Below are 13,423 nucleotides of genomic sequence, written 5' to 3' on the forward strand. Positions count from 1 at the left end.
CCCCGCGCTGTACCACCTTCCCGCACCCGCCCACCGGCGTCCGGAACGGTGCCGCCGCACCGCCCGGCAGTCCCGCAGTCCCGCAGTCCCGCAGTCCATGGCGGCACCCGCCTCACCCCAGCGTCCGTCTTCCTCCGTTCACCTTTAGTCCACTGGTTGTTGCCCTGGGAAAACCCGCCAGTAGCTAGTGACTCATCGCAACTACGTACTAACGTTGCGGCGTCGGTGCCGCCACACCGGGAGCACAGGGCTCCACAGGGACTAGCGGCCCGATGAGGATTACCGATCTTGACTCAGGCGACTATCGCCCCAGCCGAGACCTTCACCCTCCGGCCCTACACCGCCCAGTGCCACGTCATCTCCGACGAAGGCCGACACGCCGTCATCGGCGTCTCCCCGGGCAACAGCTTCTTCTCCGCCCAGCGGCTCCACGACCTCGCCCGGTGGGGGCTCGAACACTTCGAGCAGGTCGACTTCGTCTATACCGATCTGCACGTGGCCGAGATGTACGAGGCACTTGGGTATCGCCCCGAGGACGCCCGGCGCAAGGCGGTGAAGAACCTGCGCGGGGTCCGCGCCAAGGTGACAGGTGCCGCCACCGGAGCCGATCCGGGCGGACGCAGACTGCGGGCCCGTCCGATGTCCGCACTCACCGGTAACGCCGCCTACCAGCAGCTCTACCGTCGCGTGCACGACGCGCTGGAGACCGACGCCGACGTGCGCGCCACCTGCGACAAACTGGCCGAGATCTTCCTGGCCGGGAAGGTGGAGCCGGCCGCGATCTCCGAGCAGCACAAGCGGGTGTGCCGGGATTACGTATGCGCCGAGGTCCCGCTGTTCCTCGACACCCCCGCCATCCTCGGTGTCTCCTCCTCGCTGAACTGCTACCACCAGGCCCTGCCGCTGGCCGACCTGCTCTACGCGCGCGGGTCGGGCCTGCGCGCGTCCCGGAACCAGGGCCACGGCATCCTCATAGCCGCCGAAGGAGCACGCCCGTGACCACCACCACGACGCTGCCCGCCTTCCCGTTCTCCTGGGAAGGGCTGAAGCTGCCCGACGACGTGGCGGCCCTGCACGCCGAACCGGTCAAGCGGGTACGCACGATCGCCGGGGACGAAGCGTGGCTCGTCTCCTCCTACGACCTGTGCAAGCAGGTCCTGGAAGACCAGCGCTTCTCCCTCAAGGACACCTCCGCCCCGGGCGTCCCCCGCCAGTACGCGCTGACCATCCCGCCCGAGGTGGTCAACAACATGGGGAACATCACCGGCGCCGGGCTGCGCAAGGCCGTCATGAAGGCCCTGAACCCCAAGGCCCCCGGCCTGGCGGAGTGGATGGACACCACCGCCCACCAGCTCGTGGACGAGCTGGTGGACGAGGGAGCCCCGGCCGACCTGCGCGCCCAGTTCGCCGACCCCTACTCCGCCCGCATGCACTGTCACATCCTGGGCATCCCGCAGGAGGACGCGCCCCAGCTGATGCGCAGCCTGGACGTGGCCTTCATGAACTCCCCCGCCCCCATCGAGGCGGCACGGCTGAACTGGGACCGCGACCTCGCCTACATGGTGAAGCGGCTCGACGCCCCGGACACCACCGGGCTGATGGCCGAGCTCGTCGCCCTGCGCGGCGACCCGGACTACGCCCACCTGACGGACGAGATGCTGGCCACCGTCGGCGTCACCCTGTTCGGCGCCGGAGTCATCTCCACCGCCGGTTTCCTCACCATGGCCATCGTTTCCCTGCTCAGCCGCGCCGACGCCCGCGCCGCCCTCCAGCACGACCCGGGGGTGACGGCGGGCGCCCTGGAAGAACTGCTGCGCGTCAACCTCTCCATCGCCGACGGCCTGCCCCGGCTCGCCCTCGAAGACGTCCAGCTCGGCGACGTCACCGTACGGGCGGGAGAACTGGCCCTCGTCCTGGTGGAAGCCGCCAACCACGACGCCGGGCACTTCCCCGACCCGCACACCTTCAACCCGCACCGGGCCAACGCCGCCACCCACCTGTCCTTCGGCGGCGGCCAGCACTACTGCCCCGCCACCGCGCTGGGCAAGAAGCACGCGGCCATCGCCCTGGACACCCTGCTCCACCGCCTGCCCGACGTCCACCTGGCCGTCCCGCCCGAACAACTGGTCTGGCGCACCAACTTCATGAAACGCCTCCCCGAACGCCTCCCCGTCGCCTGGTAACCACCCCCGCCGGAGCCCCCACCACGCCGGGGGCTCCGGCCTGCCGTTCTTCTGGATCGCGCCCCGCCGGACACCGAGCCACCTCGCTCAGACGTCGTACGGGTCGTCGTCCATACCCAGGCGCACCTGTTCCAATACCTCACGCAATCCGACCGGCACGCCAGGTGTATGGACTGCGTTCTCCAGCGTTCTCCTGAGCAGGTCGAGAGTTACCACCGACGCCATCCCCGCCACAGCCGACAGCAAGATCTCGCCCGCTCGCTCAGCTTCCCGCCATGACCGAACGGAGATAAGGCTGTCCAACAGCCGTACGGCGGCAACGGCTTCGTACCCAACGTGATCCCCGCTGTCGCCGTTGCCCAGGGCGCACTCCAGCACCCCCCGGCAGGCACTTCGCCGGTGAGCCGGGCCTCGCTCCAAGCCGATCTCGCGAACGCCCAGGCTCGCAACACCCGACTTGGCGCCCGCGTCCAGCAGTTGGAGAAGCGGTTGTCGCAGGTGCTGGGGACTCAGGCATGGCAGGAGTCAGGGCTCGGGGCTCCAGCGGACATCGACGAGCTCCAGCGGAAGATCACGAGGCTGGAGCAACGCAACGTCGAACTGGCCTCCGCGTTGGAGGAGGCCCGATCCGGTCTCGATGCCGCGCGGGCGGCCAACCGGGACCTGACGAGAGCGCTGAACCAACGCGGCTGAGGCGGTCCAGGTTGTCGCGTGCCGTCGAAGGCGGCACGCGACAACCTGAATCACTTCCCTGCGCGCATCAGCAGATGCCCCCGGCGAAACGTTCTCCCTCGCATGGCTCACGCAGCATCCGGCCGACCTCGGTGAAGCCGGCCGCACCGGCCAGCCCTGCAAGGTCGTCGATCGGCCATCGGTAGGCTGTCGTCACCTTGTGGTCGAACGCCGTGGTCGGCTCACCTTCCGACTCGAAGAAGGCGAGCAGAAGAGTTCCGTCGGGCACGAGCACCCGATGGAACTCGGCGAAGTACGCCAGCACGTCCTGCGGTGGGGCGTGAATGATCGAATACCAGGACACGATGCCCTGCAACTGGCCATCGGCCAGGTCGAGGGCATCCATGGAACCGACCTCGAACCGCAGGTCCGGGTATGTCTCCCGCGCGAGATCGATCATCACCGGCGACAAGTCGACGCCGAAGACGTCCAGCCCCAGATCCCGCAGGTGTGCGGTGACAGGTCCAGGGCCGCATCCCAGCTCGGCGACGGGCCCAGAGCCGGCGCCCCGCACAGCTTCGGCGAACGCGGCGAGCACCGCGCGATCCAGCGGAAGAGTGCTGAGGTCGTCGCGTGGCAATTCGGCATAGCGCACAGCGACGGCATCGTAGGCATCAGCTGTCGCACCGTGATACGAGGAAAGTTCAGTCACAAGCGAGGACCCTAGAGCCTTCCTGACGCTGACGGCTGGCTATCGGACAGGCCCACTGGCGACTGCTCGAAGCGACAGTGGCGCCACATGTGTTGCACACGATAGTGTCGCTCACACTGGCGCTGAGCTGCACAAAGTGGTCCCCACTCGCCTCGCGCCACACGGTTACCCCCAGAGAAGACGACATCTGGCGAGGAGCGACGAGGGCCGAGGTGAGCAGCCGGGTCGCCACAGTGCACGGGCAGGGCGCGCCGTCGTGTACACCACCACAGTTCCTCCCCCTGTGTGGCCCGTGTGGACCCTGTGTTCCCTCGGTCGGGCACTGTGACCCGAGAACGGCGAGCGACGCTCCGGAGGCCGCTACGATCAGCCCACCCGGCTGATCGCTCGACGTTCAGGAGTGCCACGTGGATGCTCACGGAGACGACTTCGGTAGGTGGATGGCCGAGGGGGCCGTCGGTACCGTGCAGCGCACGGAGGAAGAATGGACGGTCATCGCCGGGTACGTCCGGCATGCGGCCAACAAAGTCGGCCCACCGCTTCCTTTGTGCCTCCCCGGAGAGTCCCAGGAGTGTGGGCGGACGGCACAACAACACGTGCTGGCGTGGGCGGCCGCGCTGAAGGCAGCCGCTCATCACATCATCGAGCAGTCGGCTCCGTCCCAGGCCCGCGCGGCCCATGTCGCGGGTCCCTTGTACCAACAACACCTGGCGCAGCTCCGGGAGCAGGCCGTGGGCCGCCCCCGGAGCTGACCGCCGAGGCCGAGAGGAGCACCGGTGATCGTGGTGGCTGGGGAGGCGTTGATCGATCTGGTGCCGGAGGGGGAAGCGGGGGTGCTGGCGGCGCGGCGGCCTGTGCCCGGGGGCGGGCCGTACAACACGGCGATCGCGCTGGCCCGGCTCGGTACGCGGACGGCGTTTTGTTCGCGGGTCTCCACCGACGCCTTCGGACAGGCGCTCCTCCAGCGGCTGGAGGCGGAAGGCGTCGGCGTCGAACTGGTGCAGCGGGGGGACGAACCGACTCCGCTCGCGGTCGCCACCATCGAGGCCACCGGGTCCGCCGAGTACGGCTTTTACGTCCAGGGCACGGCGGACCGGCTGTTCGAGTACCCCGGTCGGCTTCCCGCCGACGCCCGCGCACTGTCCGTGGGCACCTGCTCGCTGGTCCTCGACCCCGGTGCCACGGCCTACGCGGAGCTGATGCGGGCGGCGGCCGAGCGCGGGGTTTTCGTCGCCCTCGACCCCAACATCCGCCCCGGCCTCATCCCGGACGCCGCCGCCTACCGCGCGCGCTTCACCAGCTGGCTGCCGCACGTCTCCCTGCTGAAGCTCAGCGCGGAGGACGCACAGTGGCTGGGCGGCGATATCGGCGGCTGGCTGGACGCGGGGCCGGCCGCCGTGGTGGTGACGCGTGGCGCTGACGGGCTGTCCGTCACCACCCGGGCGGGGCGAGTGGCTGCCGTGCCGGGGGTACCGGTGGACGTGGTGGACACCATCGGCGCCGGGGACACCGCGAACGCGGCCCTGCTGCACGCCCTGGCCGGGCGCGGCCTGCTCCGGCCCGGCGCGCTGGCCTCCGTGACACCGGACACCTGGCGCTCCGTGCTGGCCTTCGCCGCCCGGGCCGCTGCCCTCACCTGCACCCGCCCCGGCGCCCAACCCCCGCACGCCGACGCGCTGTAGAGGTCCGTGCGCGCGACGCCGCCGGAGTGCGGGCCGGTGCCGGTCAGCCGCGTCGCCGCCGGGCGCGGGCCGGGGTCAGCCGCGTCGCCGGGGGGTGAGGTCGGCCACCGGGGCCGGGGCGGAACGCAGCGGCGGGGGCGGGGTGTTGCGGCGCTGCGCCGGGAGCGGCACGTCGGCCCGGGGGGCGGATGGGGCAGGGGGCTCCCCGTGGGGCGCGGGGCTCGGCTGGGGCGCGGAGGGCGGCTGGGGCGCGGGGGGCGCGCCCGCTCCGGCTCCCGCTCCGGCGACCGCGATCTGCACGCCCTGGTCGGCCAGCGCCTGGAGCTCCGCCGCCGCCCGGTCGTCCGCCACGGGCGGCTCGTCCGTGACCAGGTGGGTGATCAGGTCCGTCGGCACGGTCTGGAACATGGTGTCCGTACCCAGCTTGCTGTGGTCGGCCAGGACGACGACTTCGGCCGCTGCCTGCACCAGGGCACGGTCCACGCTGGAGGAGAGCATGTTGGAGGTGGACAGGCCGCGTTCGGCGGTGAGCCCGCTGCCGGAGAGGAAGGCGCGGGAGACGCGCAGCCCCTGGAGCGACTGCTCGGCGCCGCTGCCGACGAGCGCGTAGTTGGAGCCGCGCAGGGTGCCGCCGGTCATCACCACCTCCACCCGGTTGGCGTGCGCCAGCGCCTGCGCGACGAGCAGGGAGTTGGTGACGACGGTGAGCCCCGGCACGCGGGCCAGGCGGCGGGCGAGTTCCTGGGTGGTGGTACCCGCGCCCACCACGATGGCCTCGCCCTCGTGGACCAGGCTTGCGGCGAGGTCGGCGATGGCCGTCTTCTCGGCGGTGGCCAGGTGGGCCTTGTGCGGGAACCCGGACTCGCGGGTGTAGCCGCCGGGCAGGACCGCACCGCCGTGTCTGCGGTCCAGCAGCCCTTCGGCCTCCAGCGCGCGGACGTCACGCCGCACGGTCACTTCGGAGGTCTGGACGACGCGGGCCAGTTCCCGGAGCGAGACCGCTCCGTTGGCCCGCACCATCTCTAGGATGAGTTGTCGACGTTCTGCAGCGAACACGGAACTGACAGTAACGCGCCCGACCGTCGGCTTTCAGCTATCGCCCGCAAATAACCGGAATTGGCCATGTCGGACATCGGGTTGTGGTAGAGGAGCCGCGCCCTGTGAGCGCCTGCGCCGTGGCGCCGCCCGCCCGCGTCGGTCGGCCCCGCTCCCTGTCAGTCCTGGGCGGCCTTGCGCGTGTGCAGCTGGCGCGCGACCTCGGCGATCGAACCCGACAGCGACGGGTACACCGTGAAGGCGTTCGCGATCTGTTCCACCGTCAGGTTGTTATCGACCGCGATCGAGATCGGGTGGATCAGTTCGCTCGCCCGGGGCGAGACGACGACACCGCCGACGACGATCCCGGTGCCCGGGCGGCAGAACAGCTTCACGAAACCGTCCCGCACGCCCTGCATCTTCGCGCGCGGATTGCGCAGCAGCGGCAGTTTGACCGTCCAGGCGTCGATCGTGCCCGCGTCGATCTCGGCCTGTGAGTAACCGACCGTGGCGATCTCCGGGTCGGTGAAGATGTTCGCGGAAACCGTCTTCAGCGTCAGCGGCGCGACCGTCTCGCCCAGGAAGTGGTACATCGCGATCCGGCCCTGCATGGCGGCGACGGAGGCGAGGGCGAAGACGCCGGTGCAGTCACCGGCCGCGTAGACGCCGGGCGCGGAGGTGCGCGAGACCTTGTCCGTCCAGATGTGCCCGGAGTCCTTCAGCCGCACCCCGGCCTCCTCCAGGCCGATGCCGGAGGTGTTGGGGACGGCGCCGACGGCCATCAGGCAGTGCGAGCCGGAGATGACGCGGCCGTCGTTCAGCGTGACCTCCACCCGGTCACCCACCCGCTTGGCGGAGGCGGCGCGGGAGCGCGCCATCACGTTCATGCCGCGACGCCGGAAGACGTCCTCCAGCACGGCCGCCGCGTCCGGGTCCTCACCGGGCAACACCCGGTCGCGGGAGGAGACGAGGGTGACGCGGGAACCGAGCGCCTGGTAGGCCCCGGCGAACTCGGCGCCGGTGACACCGGAGCCGACGACGATCAGCTCCTCGGGCAGCTCACCCAGGTCGTAGACCTGCGTCCAGTTCAAGATGCGCTCGCCGTCCGGCTGGGCGTCCGGGATCTCGCGCGGGTGACCGCCGGTGGCCAGCAGCACGGCATCGGCCGTCAGCCGCTCCTCGGTGCCGTCCACCGCGCGGACGACGACCTCACGCGAGCCGTCCGGCGCCCGCTGCGGCTCCAGCCGCCCGTGGCCGCGCATGACCCGCGCCCCGGCCCGCGTCACCGCGGCGGTGATGTCGTGCGACTGGGCGAGCGCCAGGCGCTTCACCCGGCGGTTGACCTTGCCCAGGTCCACCCCGATGCCGTTCCCGGACGCGTCCCCGTCGAGCGTGATGCCCAGCTCCTGGTAGGAGGAGTCGAACGTCGTCTTGACCTCGGCGGTGGCGATCAGCGTCTTGGACGGCACGCAGTCGGTGAGCACCGACGCACCGCCCAGCCCGTCCCGATCGACGACGGTCACCGCCGCCCCGAGCTGGGCGGCCACCAGTGCCGCCTCGTAGCCACCAGGTCCACCACCGATAATCACGATCCGCGTCACGTACTCCAGTGTCGCGCACGCCCCCGCGCACCACCCGTCCGCCCCCTGCCGCGCGCGTCGCCCGAGCGGGGTGCCGGGCGACGCGGGCGACGCGGGTGCCCGTCTGGAGCGCCCCGTTACCCTTTCTCCATGTCGCTCTACGCCGCGTACGCCGGAAACCTCGACGCCCGGCTGATGGCCCGCCGCGCCCCGCACTCCCCGCTGCGCGGCACCGGCTGGATCACCGGCTGGCGGCTGACGTTCGGCGGCGAGCACCTGGGCTGGGAGGGTGCGCTGGCCACCCTGGTGGAGGCCCCCCGCGCGGAGGTCTTCGTCGCGCTGTACGACATCGCGCCGATGGACGAGGAGGCGATGGACCGCTGGGAGGGCGTCGGCCTCGACATCTACCGCCGCATGCGCATCAAGGTGCACACCCTCGACGGCGACGAGGCGGCGTGGATCTACGTGCTCAACGGCTTCGAGGGCGGCCTGCCCTCCCCGCGCTACCTCGGCGAGATCGCCGACGCCGCCGAGTCGGCGGGCGCACCGCACGACTACGTGATGACGCTGCGCAAACACCCCTGCTGAGGCCCCGGCCCACCGGACCCGGCTGAGGCCCCGGCTCACCGGACCCGCCCGGGGCGGTCCGGACGCAGCCGCCCGGTCCCGCGCGCACGGGCCGGCCGGCTCAGGGGCGAGGGGGCCGGGTGAGGGTGTTCTCACTGCCGCGGCCGTGGAAGTAGTCCGTGACGTTGGCGAGGGTGGTGTGGATGATCTGGCCGACCGCGTCCTGGGTGTAGTACGCCTGGTGCGAGGTGACCAGCACGTTGCTGAAGGTCATCAGCCGGGCCAGGTGTTCGTCGGTCATCACCTCCTGGGACTTGTCCAGGAAGAAGACCCCGGCCTCCTCCTCGTATACGTCCAGACCCACCCCGCTCAGCTTGCCCGCGCGGAGCACTTCCAGCAGGGCACCGGTGTCCACCAGACCGCCCCGGCTGGAGTTGACCAGGATCGCGTCCTCCTTCATGAGGTCCAGGGCATCGGCGTTTACCAGGTGGTAGGTCTCCGGCAGCAGTGGCACGTGCAGGCTGATCAGATCCGACTCGGCCAGCAGCTGCTCGCGCTCCACGTAGCGCATGCCCAGCGCCTCGCACTCGGCGTTCCGCGTCACGTCCCAGCCCAGCAGTCGCATGCCGAAGCCGTGAGCGATCCTGGCGAACGCGGTGCCGATCCGGCCGGTGCCCAGCACACCCGCCGTCCGGCCGTGCAGGTCGCGCCCCATCAGCCCGTCCAGCCGGAAGTCGAACTCCCGGGTGCGGTGGGCGGCGCGCACGATCCGGCGGTCCACGGCCAGCGCCAGCGCCCAGGCGAACTCGGCGACCGAGTACGGCGAGTAGGCCGAGACCCGGGCCACCGTCAGCCCCAGTTCCCGGGCGGCGTCCACGTCGATGTTGTTGTAGCCGGTGGACCGCTGGGCGATCATCTTGGTGCCGCCTTCGGCCAGCAGCCGCAGCACCTGGGCGTCCAGGGTGTCGTTGACGCCGCTGAGGACCACCTCATGGCCGCGCGCGGTCGGGGCGGTGTCCCGGTTCAGGAAGAGCCCAAGGCAGCGCAGTCCGTGCTGGCCCCCGAACTCCTGGTCGCAGGCTTGACGCAAGAGAGGCTCCTCGTCCGCGAGCACCCCGTAGGCCACGATCTCCATGCGTTCTCCTCACCCTGGTCTCGGTCCCGGTCTTCTGGGGCACGGTCCCGCCCCGCCCATGATCCCGCTTGCTTGCCCCGCCGCGCCCCCGGGGGCGCGGTTGCCGCCCCCGGCCGGGTGCCAGGGCCGGAAGGGGAGGCCGCGCCGCACTCACCCGGAGCGGGTCCGGGAGCGGTGCTGGCGGCGGGCGCGGAAGCTACGAAAGCGGGGGAGGGACCTCGTGGGATCTCACGGAGTCCCCGAAGGGCATCTACGCGCGTAGGCGAAAACCCGCTACCCTCGTCGCGTGAATGCTTCAGAGAACCCCACCGACCCGCACCGCGCCGCCGGCGCGGCGGCGTCCCGGCTGCGCGAGCTGACCGGCGCCGAGACCCACGACGTCGCCCTGGTGATGGGCTCCGGCTGGGTGCCCGCCGCCGAGGCCCTGGGCACGCCCGAGTCCGAGTTCCCCGTGACCGAGCTGCCCGGATTCCCCCCGCCCGCCGTCGCGGGCCACGCGGGCACGATCCGCTCCTACCACCTCGGTGACAAGCGCGCGCTGGTCTTCCTGGGCCGCACGCACTACTACGAGGGTCGCGGCGTCGCCTCCGTCGCGCACGGCGTGCGGACGGCCGCCGCCGCGGGCTGCAAGACGGTCGTTCTCACCAACGGCTGCGGCGGCCTGCGCCCGGGCATGCGCCCCGGCCAGCCGGTACTGATCAGCGACCACATCAACCTGACGGCCGCCTCCCCCATCGCCGGGGCCAACTTCGTCGACCTCACCGACCTGTACTCGCCGCGCCTGCGCGCCATGTGCAAGGAGATCGACTCCTCGCTGGAGGAGGGCGTCTACGTCCAGCTCCCCGGTCCGCACTACGAGACGCCGGCCGAAATCGGCATGATCCGGGCGATCGGCGGGGACCTGGTGGGCATGTCCACCGTCCTGGAAGCCATCGCCGCACGTGAGGCCGGGGCCGAGGTGCTCGGCATCTCGCTCGTCACCAACCTCGCCGCCGGCATGACCGGCGAGCCGCTCAACCACGAAGAGGTCCTCCAGGCCGGACGCGACTCGGCGACGCGGATGGGCACCCTGCTCGCCCAGGTACTCAGCCGCGTCTGACCCGCCCGCCCGGCCCCGGCGGCTCCCGGCCGCACCGGGCTGGCCGACCACACCGGGGCCGCCGACCGTGCCCGGCCCGACGCCCGCACCCGGCCCGACGCCCGTCCCCGGCCCGACGACAGAAAGCCGCAGGAACCCGTGACCGCACCCGCACCGGACGCACTCATCGCGCAGGCCCGCGCCTGGCTCGCCGAGGACCCGGACCCGGACACCCGCACCGAACTGGCCGCCCTGCTCGACGCGGGCGACCTGGACGCGCTCGCCGACCGGTTCTCCGGCACCCTCCAGTTCGGCACCGCCGGGCTGCGCGGTGAGCTGGGCGCGGGGCCGATGCGGATGAACCGGGCGGTCGTCATCCGTGCCGCCGCCGGGCTCGCCGCGTACCTGCGCGCACAGGAAGACCACCGGGAGGGCGGCGGGCTCGTCGTCATCGGGTACGACGCGCGGCACAAGAGCGAGGCGTTCGCGCGCGACACGGCGGCGGTGCTGGTCGGCGCCGGGCTGCGCGCGGCCCTGCTGCCGCGTCCGCTGCCGACACCGGTGCTGGCGTTCGCCATCCGGCACCTGGGCGCGGTGGCCGGGGTCACGGTGACCGCCAGCCACAATCCGCCGCAGGACAACGGCTACAAGGTCTACCTCGGCGACGGCTCCCAGATCGTGCCGCCCGCCGACGCCGGTATCGCCGCCGCGATCGACGCCGTGGGACCGCTGACCGGGGTGCCGCGCGCCTCCGCTGGCTGGGAGGTACTGGGCGAGGACGTCGTGGACGCCTACCTCGCCCGCTCACAGGCCGTGCTCGACGCCGACGGGCCGCGCGAGGTCCGCGTCGTCCACACCGCGCTGCACGGCGTGGGCTGGGAGACGGTGCGGGCGGCGTTCGCGCGGGCCGGGTTCCCCGAGCCGGTGCCCGTCGCCGAGCAGGCGGAGCCGGACCCGGACTTCCCCACCGTCGCCTTCCCCAACCCCGAGGAGCCGGGCGCGATGGACCTGGCGTTCGCCGCCGCGCGGGCGCTGCCCACCCCGCCCGACCTGGTCATCGCCAACGACCCGGACGCCGACCGGTGCGCCGTCGCCGTGCCCGCGCCCCAGTCTCCGTCCGGCTGGCGCATGCTGCACGGCGACGAGGTGGGCGCGCTGCTCGCCGTCCACCTGGTGCGGCGCGGCGTGCGCGGCACGTTCGCGGAGTCGATCGTCTCCTCCACCCTGCTGGGCCGCATCGCCGCCTCGGCCGGACTCCCGCACGCCGAGACGCTGACCGGGTTCAAGTGGATCGCCCGGGTGCCGGGGCTGGCGTACGGGTACGAGGAGGCGCTGGGCTACTGCGTTGACCCGGAGGGGGTGCGCGACAAGGACGGCGTCACCGCGGCGCTCGCCGTCGCCGAACTGGCGGCGGGCCTGAAGACGTCCGGGCGCACGCTGGTGGACCTGCTGGACGAGCTGGCCGTCGAGCACGGTTTGCACGCCACCGGCCAGCTCTCGGTACGCGTACGGGACCTGTCCCTGATCGCCGACGCGATGACCCGCCTGCGCAACGCCCCGCCGACGTCGCTGGCCGGGCTGACGGTGACCTCGGTGGACGACCTCGCCGAGGGCACCGCCGACCTGCCGCCGACTGACGGTTTGCGCTACCTGCTGCGCGGGGAGTGCGACGCCCGGGTCATCGTCCGCCCCAGCGGCACCGAACCCAAGCTCAAGTGCTACCTGGAAGCCGTCGTCCCCGTGCCTGACGTCTCCGCCCTCCCGGACGCCCGCACCCGCGCGGCCGGAGTCCTGGACGCCCTGCGCACCGACATCGCGGCGGCAGCGGGGATCTGAGCACCCAGCCTCCGGAGCCGGTGTTGCCGGGCATTTCGGGAGGGCGCGTCGGCGGAGTAACGGCTTGCGCGAGTGGTCCGCCGACGCCGCACGCCGCCAGTCCGCCATTCTCGCCAGAGTGAGCGGGGCCGCAGGCAGTTTCGCCGGTGGCCTCACAGAGGGCACACGGAGCACTTCGCGGCCCGCAGGGCGTACGTCCCGGCGGGCCGCGAAGCTGGAGTGACCGTTGATGCGGCGGGCGAAGACGTGCCGCGCTGGATCGATATCAATCCAGCGCGGCGAGGACACCGAACAGTGCCCGGCCCTCGGCCCTCCCTCGGCGCAACAGCACTCCCGTCACCTTATGCAGCTCCCCCACGCGTGAGGACGCCCGATCTCGGAAGCGTCGGTGATCACGCCCAGGGAGGTATCCAAAGCAGCCTCCGCCTCCCCTGCGTGTGCGTGGGCGCGGGCCAGGCACGCCCTGTACCAAGCGCGGTCCCTGCGGAATGACGGCGCGAAACCCGACAGCCCTGTCACCAAATTCTCAGCCGCACTCGACCATTCTTTAAGGTGCAAATCGGCCATGCCGCGCTGTGCGACAAACCATGATTCGCTGTAGAAGTACAGCCAAGGTGGTGGCGCTGAGGCGGCAGCGATGACCTGCTGAGCTTCGTCCAGTCTGCGGTACGCGTCATCGGCATCGCCTTCGATCGCGTGCCCGCGCCCGACCATCTGGACTGCCGTGGCCCTCGTTGCTTCACTTGCCCCCATCGTTGGGGCCGCCGCTTCGCCCAGCCGGACACACCTCCGCCCCTTACCCCGAGACCACGCCAGGTGTGCCTTCATGCTCATCGTGGTGGCTGCCATGTCGCCATACCCGGATTCCAGCGCCCAGTGAGCGGATCTCATCTACGCCCTGGCGAGTGAAGATCGTTTCCGATGGATTACGAAGATCGCCTGT

12 protein-coding genes and 1 pseudogene are annotated in these 13,423 nt (G+C 71.6%); 8 read left to right on the forward strand and 5 right to left on the reverse strand.

Annotated elements, in window-relative coordinates:
• Nucleotides 1–288: 288 nt before the first annotated feature.
• Both JJV70_RS07450 and JJV70_RS07455 read left to right on the forward strand, forming a co-directional pair.
• Nucleotides 289–999: a tRNA-dependent cyclodipeptide synthase gene (locus JJV70_RS07450; protein ID WP_219046939.1), complete on the forward strand. Its 711-nt coding sequence runs from the start codon at nucleotides 289–291 to the stop codon at nucleotides 997–999.
• The gene (locus JJV70_RS07455; protein WP_308294727.1) at nucleotides 996–2,183 is read left to right on the forward strand and encodes a cytochrome P450; all 1,188 of its coding nucleotides are present in this window, start codon (nucleotides 996–998) and stop codon (nucleotides 2,181–2,183) included. The genes JJV70_RS07450 and JJV70_RS07455 overlap by 4 nt, the downstream gene beginning before the upstream one ends.
• An 87-nt stretch (nucleotides 2,184–2,270) precedes the next feature.
• Here the strand turns inward: JJV70_RS07455 and JJV70_RS07460 are convergent, their stop codons facing one another.
• The gene (locus JJV70_RS07460; RefSeq protein WP_219046941.1) at nucleotides 2,271–2,486 is read right to left on the reverse strand and encodes a hypothetical protein; all 216 of its coding nucleotides are present in this window, start codon (nucleotides 2,484–2,486) and stop codon (nucleotides 2,271–2,273) included.
• A gap of 33 nt (nucleotides 2,487–2,519) precedes the next feature.
• On the opposite strand from JJV70_RS07460, the gene JJV70_RS22545 reads away from it, so the two are divergent.
• Complete coding sequence (locus JJV70_RS22545) at nucleotides 2,520–2,876, forward strand: hypothetical protein (RefSeq protein WP_257573549.1); 357 nt, start codon at nucleotides 2,520–2,522, stop codon at nucleotides 2,874–2,876.
• A 50-nt stretch (nucleotides 2,877–2,926) separates the two neighbouring features.
• Here JJV70_RS22545 and JJV70_RS07470 read toward each other — a convergent pair.
• Nucleotides 2,927–3,567, reverse strand: a pseudogene (locus JJV70_RS07470) (class I SAM-dependent methyltransferase).
• Nucleotides 3,568–3,974: 407 nt separating this feature from the next.
• Between JJV70_RS07470 and JJV70_RS07475 the strand changes: the two are divergent.
• Both JJV70_RS07475 and JJV70_RS07480 read left to right on the forward strand, forming a co-directional pair.
• Nucleotides 3,975–4,319 carry a hypothetical protein gene (locus JJV70_RS07475; protein WP_219046945.1) on the forward strand — a complete coding sequence of 115 codons (345 nt, stop codon included), beginning with the start codon at nucleotides 3,975–3,977 and terminating at the stop codon, nucleotides 4,317–4,319.
• 24 nt (nucleotides 4,320–4,343) lie between these two features.
• Complete coding sequence (locus tag JJV70_RS07480) at nucleotides 4,344–5,249, forward strand: carbohydrate kinase (protein WP_219046947.1); 906 nt, start codon at nucleotides 4,344–4,346, stop codon at nucleotides 5,247–5,249.
• 75 nt (nucleotides 5,250–5,324) lie between these two features.
• On the opposite strand, the gene JJV70_RS07485 is transcribed toward JJV70_RS07480, so the two are convergent.
• Nucleotides 5,325–6,269, reverse strand: a complete 945-nt coding sequence (locus JJV70_RS07485) for a DeoR/GlpR family DNA-binding transcription regulator (RefSeq protein ID WP_219046976.1) — start codon at nucleotides 6,267–6,269, stop codon at nucleotides 5,325–5,327.
• A gap of 194 nt (nucleotides 6,270–6,463) precedes the next feature.
• The gene (locus tag JJV70_RS07490) at nucleotides 6,464–7,894 is read right to left on the reverse strand and encodes an NAD(P)H-quinone dehydrogenase (RefSeq protein ID WP_219046977.1); all 1,431 of its coding nucleotides are present in this window, start codon (nucleotides 7,892–7,894) and stop codon (nucleotides 6,464–6,466) included.
• Between the two features lie 120 nt (nucleotides 7,895–8,014).
• On the opposite strand from JJV70_RS07490, the gene JJV70_RS07495 reads away from it, so the two are divergent.
• On the forward strand, nucleotides 8,015–8,452 hold the full coding sequence (locus JJV70_RS07495) for a gamma-glutamylcyclotransferase (protein ID WP_219046949.1): 438 nt from the start codon (nucleotides 8,015–8,017) through the stop codon (nucleotides 8,450–8,452).
• A 100-nt stretch (nucleotides 8,453–8,552) separates the two neighbouring features.
• On the opposite strand, the gene JJV70_RS07500 is transcribed toward JJV70_RS07495, so the two are convergent.
• A complete protein-coding gene (locus tag JJV70_RS07500) occupies nucleotides 8,553–9,566 on the reverse strand; it encodes a 2-hydroxyacid dehydrogenase (RefSeq protein WP_219046951.1) in 1,014 nt (337 codons plus the stop codon).
• 286 nt (nucleotides 9,567–9,852) lie between these two features.
• Here JJV70_RS07500 and JJV70_RS07505 point away from each other — a divergent pair, with 286 nt between their 5' ends.
• Together JJV70_RS07505 and JJV70_RS07510 are read left to right on the forward strand one after the other, a co-directional pair.
• Nucleotides 9,853–10,665 (forward strand): purine-nucleoside phosphorylase, encoded by an 813-nt coding sequence (locus JJV70_RS07505; protein ID WP_219046952.1) that lies wholly within the window; start codon nucleotides 9,853–9,855, stop codon nucleotides 10,663–10,665.
• A 138-nt stretch (nucleotides 10,666–10,803) separates the two neighbouring features.
• Nucleotides 10,804–12,480 (forward strand): phospho-sugar mutase, encoded by a 1,677-nt coding sequence (locus tag JJV70_RS07510; RefSeq protein WP_219046953.1) that lies wholly within the window; start codon nucleotides 10,804–10,806, stop codon nucleotides 12,478–12,480.
• Nucleotides 12,481–13,423 lie beyond the last annotated feature (943 nt).

It is taken from the genome of Streptomyces sp. JJ66, assembly GCF_019303495.1.
Lineage (GTDB): Bacteria > Actinomycetota > Actinomycetes > Streptomycetales > Streptomycetaceae > Streptomyces.

Bases quoted from the DNA above. Each gene is read 5' to 3' on its own strand.
- JJV70_RS07485 (WP_219046976.1), bottom strand. From the start codon at position 6,269: ATGGTGCGGGCCAACGGAGCGGTCTCGCTCCGGGAACTGGCCCGCGTC.
- JJV70_RS07495 (WP_219046949.1), top strand. From the start codon at position 8,015: ATGTCGCTCTACGCCGCGTACGCCGGAAACCTCGACGCCCGGCTGATG.
- JJV70_RS07500 (WP_219046951.1), bottom strand. From the start codon at position 9,566: ATGGAGATCGTGGCCTACGGGGTGCTCGCGGACGAGGAGCCTCTCTTG.